This window comes from Intrasporangium chromatireducens Q5-1, assembly GCF_000576575.1.
Classification (GTDB): domain Bacteria; phylum Actinomycetota; class Actinomycetes; order Actinomycetales; family Dermatophilaceae; genus Intrasporangium_A; species Intrasporangium_A chromatireducens.
Genome location: NZ_AWQS01000169.1, coordinates 1 through 8,573, shown reverse-complemented (window position 1 = coordinate 8,573; position 8,573 = coordinate 1). Strand labels below are relative to the sequence as shown.

Annotated in this window: 10 protein-coding genes, 1 tRNA gene and 1 pseudogene; 3 read left to right on the top strand and 9 right to left on the bottom strand. The window is 70.1% G+C overall.

The annotated features are described in order from the left end of the window. The 9 genes from N864_RS16175 to N864_RS16135 all read right to left on the bottom strand — a co-directional run. Nucleotides 1-622 (bottom strand): lyase family protein (locus N864_RS16175; RefSeq protein WP_034719116.1); only part of this gene is annotated, 622 nt, incomplete at its 3' end. A gap of 1 nt (nt 623) precedes the next feature. Beyond that, entirely contained in the window at nt 624-1,220 is a 597-nt protein-coding gene (pcaG, locus tag N864_RS16170) for a protocatechuate 3,4-dioxygenase subunit alpha (RefSeq protein WP_034719113.1), read from the bottom strand. Next, nucleotides 1,213-2,016, bottom strand: a complete 804-nt coding sequence (gene pcaH / locus N864_RS16165; RefSeq protein WP_051518695.1) for a protocatechuate 3,4-dioxygenase subunit beta — start codon at nt 2,014-2,016, stop codon at nt 1,213-1,215. Before pcaH ends, pcaG begins: the two co-directional genes overlap by 8 nt. 86 nt (nt 2,017-2,102) lie before the next feature. Further along, a complete protein-coding gene (locus N864_RS16160; protein ID WP_034719111.1) occupies nt 2,103-3,185 on the bottom strand; it encodes a YihY/virulence factor BrkB family protein in 1,083 nt (360 codons plus the stop codon). Nucleotides 3,186-3,314: 129 nt separating this feature from the next. Further along, nucleotides 3,315-4,031 (bottom strand): 50S ribosomal protein L1, encoded by a 717-nt coding sequence (rplA, locus tag N864_RS16155; RefSeq protein WP_034719109.1) that lies wholly within the window; start codon nt 4,029-4,031, stop codon nt 3,315-3,317. 134 nt (nt 4,032-4,165) lie between these two features. Next, the gene (rplK, locus tag N864_RS16150) at nt 4,166-4,597 is read right to left on the bottom strand and encodes a 50S ribosomal protein L11 (protein ID WP_034719107.1); all 432 of its coding nucleotides are present in this window, start codon (nt 4,595-4,597) and stop codon (nt 4,166-4,168) included. 93 nt (nt 4,598-4,690) lie between these two features. Next, nucleotides 4,691-5,521, bottom strand: coding sequence for a transcription termination/antitermination protein NusG (gene nusG / locus N864_RS16145; RefSeq protein WP_034719104.1), 831 nt, complete (start codon nt 5,519-5,521; stop codon nt 4,691-4,693). Nucleotides 5,522-5,582: 61 nt separating this feature from the next. Next, nucleotides 5,583-5,852 carry a preprotein translocase subunit SecE gene (gene secE, locus N864_RS16140; RefSeq protein WP_034719102.1) on the bottom strand — a complete coding sequence of 90 codons (270 nt, stop codon included), beginning with the start codon at nt 5,850-5,852 and terminating at the stop codon, nt 5,583-5,585. Between the two features lie 32 nt (nt 5,853-5,884). Next, nucleotides 5,885-5,957 (bottom strand) — tRNA-Trp (locus N864_RS16135). A gap of 314 nt (nt 5,958-6,271) precedes the next feature. On the opposite strand from N864_RS16135, the gene N864_RS16130 reads away from it, so the two are divergent. From N864_RS16130 to N864_RS16120, 3 genes and pseudogenes are all read left to right on the top strand, one after another. Beyond that, complete coding sequence (locus N864_RS16130; protein WP_034719094.1) at nt 6,272-7,573, top strand: aspartate aminotransferase type Ic; 1,302 nt, start codon at nt 6,272-6,274, stop codon at nt 7,571-7,573. Between the two features lie 67 nt (nt 7,574-7,640). Then, nucleotides 7,641-8,162, top strand: a complete 522-nt coding sequence (locus N864_RS16125) for a DUF5709 domain-containing protein (RefSeq protein WP_034719091.1) — start codon at nt 7,641-7,643, stop codon at nt 8,160-8,162. A 74-nt stretch (nt 8,163-8,236) separates the two neighbouring features. Continuing rightward, nucleotides 8,237-8,573 (top strand): annotated as a pseudogene (locus N864_RS16120) (adenosine deaminase); the annotation flags it as partial.

Below are 8,573 nucleotides of genomic sequence, written 5' to 3'. Positions count from 1 at the left end.
CCTCGAGGGCTCGCCCGGGCGCGAGGGCGTCGATGGCCGCCAGCGTCCCGGCGGCACCGCCGCACTGGACGGGCAGCAGGTGCGTGCGTGCCGCGACCTCGGCCCTCGCCTCGTGCAGGGCGGCCAGCCAGCCGGCGGCCTTGGCCGCGAACGTCGTGGGGAGGGCCGGCTGCGACAGGGTACGGGCGACGAGGAGGGTCCCGCGGTGTGCGTCGGCGAGCCGGGCGGCTGCGTCGACGGCTGCCGCGAGCCGGTCGACGACGATGGCGAGCGACCGGTGGGCCAGCAGCATGAGGGCGGAGTCGAGCACGTCCTGGCTCGTCAACCCCCGGTGGATGACCGCCGCGGCACCGGTCTCGGGGCCGACGGCCGACCGCAGCGCCGCGAGCATCGGGATGACGGGGTTGCCACCAGCCTCGACGCCGGCTGCGATCGGGCCGAGGTCGTGGTCGGTGACGTCACCGTGGGCCGAGACCGCTGCCACGACGTCGTCGTCGACGAGGCCGAGCCGAGCCTGGACGCGGACCCAGGCGACCTCGACGTCGAGCAGTGCCTGCAGCACGGCAGCGTCGTCGACCAGGTGCGGCCAGCGCGCCGACCCGGGGGCAAGGAGCAGCGGCAAGTCAGACCTCGTGACGGGGGAACTGGAGGAAGACGGTCTCCCCGTCGCCCTGGAGGCGCACGTCGAAGCGGTAGACGCCGTCGGCCTCGCGGGTTGCGATGAGCGTGGAGCGCCGGTCCTCGGCGAGGGATGACAGGAACGGGTCGTTCGCGAGCGCCTCGGCGTCGTCGGGCAGGTAGACCCGGGTGAAGAGCCGGTTCAGCAGGCCCCGAGCGAAGACGACCATCGCGATGAACGGCGCAGCGCCCTGCGACGTCGGCCCGGGGACGACGGTCGTGAACGAGTACCCGCCATCGCGCCACGTCGACGTCCGGCCGAAGCCGGTGAACCGGCCAGGGTCGGACGTCAGCGAGCCCGGCTGCTGGACCACCTGTCCGGACTCGTCGGCCTGCCAGAGCTCGAGCATGGAGTCCTGGATGCCGGTGCCGTTGCCGTCCGTGACGAAGCCGTGGAGCCGGATCGCACCGGGGCACCCCGGGGCGACGAGGTGCTCACCGCCCTCGTAGGGCAGCGCGAAGTGGTAGAAGGGGCCGATCGTCTGGCCGGGCGTCGGGACGGGACCGCGCTCAGCGGCATACGGCGTCGTGCTCTCAGGCATGGTCGCTCTCCTGCTCCATCCGCGTCGCGTGCTCGCCGGTCAGGACGATGTCCCACCGGTAGCCGAGCAGGAACTCATGCTCGGACAGGTCATGGTCGTAGCTGGCGACGAGGCGCTCGCGGGCCTTCGGGTCGGTGACCGACTGGTAGATCGGGTCGAGGGCGAAGAGCGGGTCACCGGGGAAGTACATCTGGGTGATCATCCGCTGGGTGAACTCGCGCCCGAAGAGCGAGAAGTGTACGTGGGCCGGGCGCCAGGCGTTGCGGTGGTTGCCCCACGGGTAGGGACCCGGCTTGATCGTCAGGAACGAGTAGCTGCCGTCGTCACCGGTGAGGGTGCGACCGACGCCGGTGAAGTGGGGGTCGATCGGTGCTGGGTGCTGGTCGCGCTTGTGGATGTAGCGACCGGCCGCGTTGGCCTGCCAGATCTCGACGAGCTGCCCCCGGACGGGGCGCCCGTCGCCGTCGAGGACGCGACCGGTGATGCGGATCCGCTCACCGATCGGCTCCCCACCGCGCTGGATGGTCAGGTCCGCCTCGAGCGGGTCGACGTCGCGGGTGCCGAAGACCGGGGACCACAGCTCGATCCCCTCCGGATCGGCATGCTCGAGAGCCTTCGTCGGGTGCCTCAGGATGGAGCTGCGGTAGGGCGCGAAGTCGAGCCGCGACTGGGTGCGGTGCACCCCGGACCGCTCGTCCTGCCGCTGCAGGTCCTCGATCTCCGCGGTGATCTCGTGCTGCGACTCGAGGTTGCCCCGGGTGGGCGCCTCCTGCTCCTCGATGACGACTTCGCTCATGCCCGATCTCCTTCGTCCCGGCTACGGAGCCACCGTACCTCGTGTGCGCTTTCTGCACAATGGTTCACATAGCGCACAGAGTGAGGTCAACTCGAGGAGCCGTTGTGGCGCTCCCCCTCGCTGCGCAGCTCGCGAGCCCGCTCGACGAGCGCCTCCGTCTTCTCCTCGCGCTTCTCGACCTGCCGGGTGTCCCGGGGCGGCAGCTGGATCGTCTCGGCGGCCCGCATGCCCGCCTGCAGCTCGCGGCCCCGCTCGGTCTCCGCGTCGATCTCGGCGCCGAGCAGGAGGGCGAGGTTCATGATCCACAGGCCCAGCAGGACGATGATGACCGAGCCGATCGTCCCGTACGTGGCGTTGTACTTGCTGAAGTTGGCCACGTAGAAGCCGAAGGCGACGCCGGCGATCGCCATCGCGACGAACGCGACGACCGACCCCACGCTGATCCACCGGAACCTTGGCTGCTTGACGTTGGGGGTCGCGTAGTAGAGCAGGGCGATGAGGGTGACCGCGATGACGACGACGATCGGCCACTTGACGATCGACCACACCGTCAGGCCGGTCGAACCGAGGCCGACCGCGTCGGCGACGGTCTTGGCGACCGGGCCGGACAGGAACAGGATGCCGAGCATCAGCACGACAAGGACGACGAGGACAACGGTGACGAGGACGTTGATGGGCCGCAGGATCCAGATCGGGCGCCCCTCCCCCACCTCGTAGAGCCGGTTCATCGCCCGCCCGAACGCACCGACGTAGCCGGAGGCCGACCACAGTGCGCCGACGATGCCGACGACGAGGGCCAGGCCCGCCTTGCTCGAGCTGGCGAGCTGCTCGATCGGGCCCTGCAGCAGGCTCGCGACCTCCGGGGTGGCGTGGTCGCGGATGAAGCCGGTGATCGCGTCCGTCGTCCGTTTGCCCTGCCCGAAGATCCCGAGGAGCGACACGACGGCCAGCAGCCCCGGCATGATCGACAGCGCTGCGTGGTAGGTCAGCCCGGAGGCGAGGTCGGTGCAACTGTCCTTGCGGAACTCGAGCCAGGCCCGCTTCAGCACGTAGCCCCACGTCGGCTTCGCGATGTCGGTCACCTGATCGGGCTTCTGCGGCGCGTCGGGCGCCGGCGCCCGGGCGGCCTTGTCGCGGGTCTGTGCAGCCCTGTCGTCCTTGTCGTCCATTCGCTCCGTGTGCCCACCCCGCGTCCGTCTACACCTTCGACGGCAGCCCGCTGAGCGGCATACCCACGGACGGCGAGAGCCCGCCACCCACAGGGGGTGACGGGCTCTCGGGCCGGTCGGGCGCCTCCGTCAGGAGGCGTCCTCCTCGACGGTGAGGTTGCGGGTCTTGCTCGCGTCGAGCGGGATGCCCGGGCCCATCGTCGTGCTCAGCGTCGCCTTCTCGATGTAGCGACCCTTCGAGCTCGCCGGCTTGAGACGGAGGATCTCGTCCAGCGCCGCCGCGTAGTTCTCGACGAGCGCCTTCTCGTCGAAGGACACCTTGCCGATGATGAAGTGGAGGTTCGCGTGCTTGTCGACGCGGAACTCGATCTTGCCGCCCTTGATGTCGGACACGGCCTTGGCCACGTCCATCGTCACGGTGCCGGTCTTCGGGTTGGGCATGAGCCCACGCGGACCGAGCACCTTGCCGAGGCGACCGACCTTGCCCATCATGTCGGGCGTCGCGACGACGGCGTCGAAGTCGAGCCAGCCACCGGCGACGCGCTCGAGCATGTCGTCGGAGCCGACGTAGTCGGCACCGGCCTCACGGGCCGCCTCCGCCTTGTCGGCCTGCGCGAAGACGAGGACCTTGGCCGTCTTGCCGGTGCCGTTGGGCAGGTTGACCGTGCCGCGGACGGCCTGGTCGGCCTTGCGGGGGTCGACGCCGAGGCGGAACGCGACCTCGACGGTCTCGTCGTACTTGGCCTTCGCCGCCTGCTTCGCGACGCGGACCGCCTCGAGCGGCGCGTAGACCTTGCCGGGCGTGATGAGCTCGGCGGCTGCGCGGTAGTTCTTGCTGCGCTTCATGATGCTCCTTGTGGTGTGGTGCGGAGTTGTGGTGCTGGGCCAGCGCCGCCCTCCCACAGGCCCACCAGCATGTCGTATGCCGCTGGGCTTGGTGGGCGCCCGACGTACCGTCGGGCGCCACCTGAGTCAACGCCTCAGAGCTCGGTTTCGATTCCCATCGAGCGAGCCGTCCCCGCGATGATGCGGGCGGCCATCTCCTCGTCGTTGGCGTTGAGGTCTTCCATCTTCTGGCGCGCGATCTCGAGGACCTGGTCACGCGAGAGCTTGGCGACCTTCGTCTTGTGCGGCTCACCGGAGCCCTTCGCCACGCCTGCGGCCTTCTTGATCAGCTCGGCGGCCGGCGGCGTCTTCGTGATGAAGGTGAACGAGCGGTCTTCGTAGACCGTGATCTCGACCGGGATGACGTTGCCGCGCTGGGACTCCGTCGCGGCGTTGTACGCCTTGACGAACTCCATGATGTTGACGCCGTGCTGACCGAGCGCCGGGCCGACGGGCGGCGCGGGGGTGGCCTGGCCGGCCTGGATCTGCAGCTTGATGAAGCCGGAGACCTTCTTCTTGGGGGGCATGCTTGCCTACCTTCTGGTTGTGGGCCGACGCCGTGGGCGATGACCCGGTTGCATTGCCCCGGACGGTGGCCCGGGACGGGTTCTGGGGAACGCCTAGATCTTGGCGACCTGGCTGAAGGACAGCTCGACGGGGGTCTCGCGGCCGAAGATCGACACGAGCACCTTGAGCTTCTGCGACTCGGGGATGATCTCCGAGATCGTCGCCGGCAGCGTCTCGAACGGGCCCTCCATGACGGTGACCGACTCGCCGACCTCGAAGTCGACGACCGCCGGCTGCTTGGCCGCGGCGCCACCGGCAGCGGCGCCGGCCGGGACCTTGGCGCCCTGCGCCGCGGGAATCGTCGGGGCGAGCATCGTCACGACCTCGTCGAACGAGAGCGGGACCGGCTGGTGCGCGTTGCCGACGAAGCCGGTGACCCCCGGGGTGTGCCGCACGGCGCCCCAGCTCTCGTCGGTGAGGTCCATGCGGACGAGGACGTAACCGGGCATCCGGACACGGCGGACGAGCTTCTTCTGGCCGTTCTTGATCTCGGTCACCTCCTCCATGGGGACCTCGATCTCGAAGATGTAGTCCTCCATGTTGAGGGTCTGGATGCGCGTCTCGAGGTTGGCCTTGACCCGGTTCTCATAGCCGGCGTAGGAGTGCACGACGTACCACTCACCGAACTTGCTGCGCAGGTCGCGCTTGAACGCCTCGACCGGGTCCTCGTCGGACTCCTCGGCCGTCGCCTCCTCGCCGGTCGCCGTGGGGGCAGCGTCCTCGTCGGCCTGGGCGTCCTGGTCGGAATCGTCGGCCAGGTCGGTCGCGGCTGCCTGGTCCACGTCGTCCTGCTCGACCGGGGCGGACGCCTCGTCGACGGCGACCTCACGGTCGGCGACGTCGGGCTCGGCGTGGACGCTCTCGGCGGCGTACTCGTCGGACACGGTTGACCTACTTCCTCGCTATTGGTTCAGCGGTGGGCTGGTGGCCTCGGGCGGGGACCCGTCAGAGGACCTTCCCGCTGAAGGCCCAGCTGATCAACTTGCTCCACACGAAGTCGAAGCCGGACACCACCGCCATGATCACCAGCACGAACACGATGACGACGGTGGTGTAGCGCACGAGCTCGGGGCCTGTCGGCCTCACGACCTTGCGCAGCTCGTCGAGGATCTGCCGGATGAACAGGGCGATGGCGCCGTAGAAGCGCGACACGGGATTGCCGCGCCGGGCCCGGCCGGTCCGGCCAGACCCGTGCTTGGCGCTCGTCTCGGTCACGCTTCCTACTTTCTGCCAGCACACCTGATGCGCAGGGCAAGAGGGACTCGAACCCCCAACCGCTGGTTTTGGAGACCAGTGCTCTACCAATTGAGCTATTGCCCTACACCGGCCCTTTAGGGGAGAGCCGGTGGGACGGCATGCGTCAGCATGGCCAGCGGGGCCGTCCGGAGGAAGATCATACGGGACGATCCTGTCCGAGGGCGAACCGACCAGACCGAGGGCATGCCGCTCACCGCGCTCCCGGGGCGCGCGACGTCCCGCACGTGGCCGGCTCGAGCGTGCGCGTGCCGTGCGCCGGGGAGCCGGCTCAGCGGCATACCACCTCTGCAGTCGGGCGCGCGGTGGCTACCGTCGTCGGTCGGGCCGCGATCCGGACGTGTGGACCGGGCGTCCCGAGCGAGTGGGAGGATCGGCGGGTGACCTCATCACGCACTCCGCTGGCGTCCCTGTCCGACGACGACCTCGCTGCCTTCCTCACCGAGCAGCAGCAGGCCTACGCGCAGCTGCAGGCCACGGGTCTGAAGCTCGACCTCACGCGCGGCAAGCCCTCCTCGGCGCAGCTCGACCTCTCCGACGAGCTGCTCAAGCTGCCGACGACGACGAAGGACCGGGCGGGCACGGACGTGCGCAACTACGGCGGCCTCGAGGGCCTGCAGGAGCTGCGCGAGATCTTCGCCGAGCTGCTCGGCGTCGAGCCGGCCCAGGTCGTCGCCGGCGGCAACTCGAGCCTCACGATGATGCACACGGTCCTCGTCGACTTCCTCCTCTTCGGCGGGGTCGACTCCCCGCGGCCGTGGTCGCAGGAGGAGACGGTCCGCTTCGTGTGCCCGGTGCCCGGCTACGACCGGCACTTCGCGCTGCTCGAGGAGCTCGGCATCGAGATGGTCAACGTCGACATGCGCGACGACGGCCCGGACATGGACGCGGTCGAGGCCCTCGTGCGCGACGACCCGAGCGTCAAGGGCATCTGGATCGTGCCGACCTACGCCAACCCGAACGGCGCCGTCGTCTCGCAGGAGGTCGCCGCCCGGCTCGCCTCGATGCCGACTGCCGCACCGGACTTCACGATCTTCTGGGACAACGCCTACGCCTTCCACCACCTCACCGAGGACGAGACGAAGAGCGCCGACATCATCAGCCTCTGCACGGCCGGCGGTCACCCGAACCGCCCCGTCGTGTTCGCATCGACCTCGAAGGTCACCTACGCCGGGGCCGGCGTCGCCGTCCTCGCCGCGTCGGTCGACAACGTCGCGTGGTTCCTGCGCCACCTCGGCAAGGCTTCCATCGGGCCGGACAAGGTCAACCACCTCCGGCACGTCGAGTTCTTCCGTTCCGCCGAGGGGCTGCGCCAGCACATGCAGAAGCACCGCGAGATCCTCGCGCCGAAGTTCGCCGCGGTCGACGAGGCTCTGCGCACGGGGCTCGCGGGGCTGGACATCGCGGAGTGGAGCCACCCGCGCGGCGGCTACTTCGTCAACCTCGACGTCCTCGACGGGACCGCCTCGCGCGTCGTGCAGCTCGCCAAGGAGGCCGGCATCGCGCTCACCCCGGCCGGTTCGTCGTTCCCCTACGGCCGTGACCCCCGCGACCGCAACATCCGGCTCGCGCCGACGATGCCCGTCCTCGACGACGTACGCACCGCCATGGCCGGCGTCGCGACGTGTGTGGCGCTCGCCGCAGCGGAGCGGCTCATCTCCGAGCGCCGAGCGGGTAGGTAACGTCGGAACAGACGACGGGCGCCGGCCCAAGACGTGGGCGCCGGCCCGGTATCGGAAGGAGAGCACGATGAGTGACACCCAGCCGAACGAGAACATCGACGAGGGCCCGACCACCTACAGCACCGACGACGAGGACCAGCTGCAGCCCGAGGACACGCTGATCCAGGACGACGTGAGCGACCCGCTCGACCGGGGCTACTCCCCCAACGAGGCGCCCCGCGGTGTCGACGCCTTCGGCACGACGGCGCGTGAGCAGGCCGAGCAGGAGACGATCGACCAGCGCATCCTGCAGGAGGAGCCCGACCCCTCCACGGCCTACGGCGCTCCTGACAACGAGAGCGGTCTCGACGACGACGAGGACGACCGGGTCGGCGGCGACGACCCCGACTCGATCGATGCCGACGACGACTGGCTCGGCGACCAGGAGGTCGGCGACAAGCGCGCCGGTCGGCTCGTCGCCGAGGACGAGGGAACACACGAGGACACGGAGAAGGACCTCGTGGCCCGGGACGTGGGCGTCGACGGCGCCGCCGCCTCCGCCGAGGAGGCGGCCGTTCACATCATCGGCGTGCCGGACTACGAGGAGTGACCGCTCCGGCCGGCGCGGCGCGGCCGCTCGACCGCCTGCCGAAGGCGCACCTGCACCTGCACTTCACCGGCTCGATGCGGATCGAGACGGTCCGCGACCTGGCCCTGCTGCACGGCATCCGGCTGCCCGACGCGCTCGTGGAGGACTGGCCGCCCCGGCTGCGCGCCACCGACGAGCGCGGCTGGTTCCGGTTCCAGCGGCTCTACGACATTGCCCGCGCCTGCGTGCGGGGCGAGGCCGACATGCGCCGGATCGTGCGCGAGGCGGCCGCGGACGACGCCGCCGAGGGGTCCCGCTGGCTGGAGCTGCAGATCGACCCCACCTCGTATGCGCCCTCCGTCGGCGGGATCACCCCCGCCCTCGAGATCGTCCTCGATGAGGCGAGGTCCGTCTCCGCGGCTGGGCCGACCG

Bases quoted from the DNA above. Each gene is read 5' to 3' on its own strand.
- rplA (WP_034719109.1), bottom strand. From the start codon at position 4,031: ATGAAGCGCAGCAAGAACTACCGCGCAGCCGCCGAGCTCATCACGCCC.
- rplK (WP_034719107.1), bottom strand. From the start codon at position 4,597: ATGCCCCCCAAGAAGAAGGTCTCCGGCTTCATCAAGCTGCAGATCCAG.
- pcaG (WP_034719113.1), bottom strand. From the start codon at position 1,220: ATGCCTGAGAGCACGACGCCGTATGCCGCTGAGCGCGGTCCCGTCCCG.
- N864_RS16125 (WP_034719091.1), top strand. From the start codon at position 7,641: ATGAGTGACACCCAGCCGAACGAGAACATCGACGAGGGCCCGACCACC.
- pcaH (WP_051518695.1), bottom strand. From the start codon at position 2,016: ATGAGCGAAGTCGTCATCGAGGAGCAGGAGGCGCCCACCCGGGGCAAC.
- N864_RS16160 (WP_034719111.1), bottom strand. From the start codon at position 3,185: ATGGACGACAAGGACGACAGGGCTGCACAGACCCGCGACAAGGCCGCC.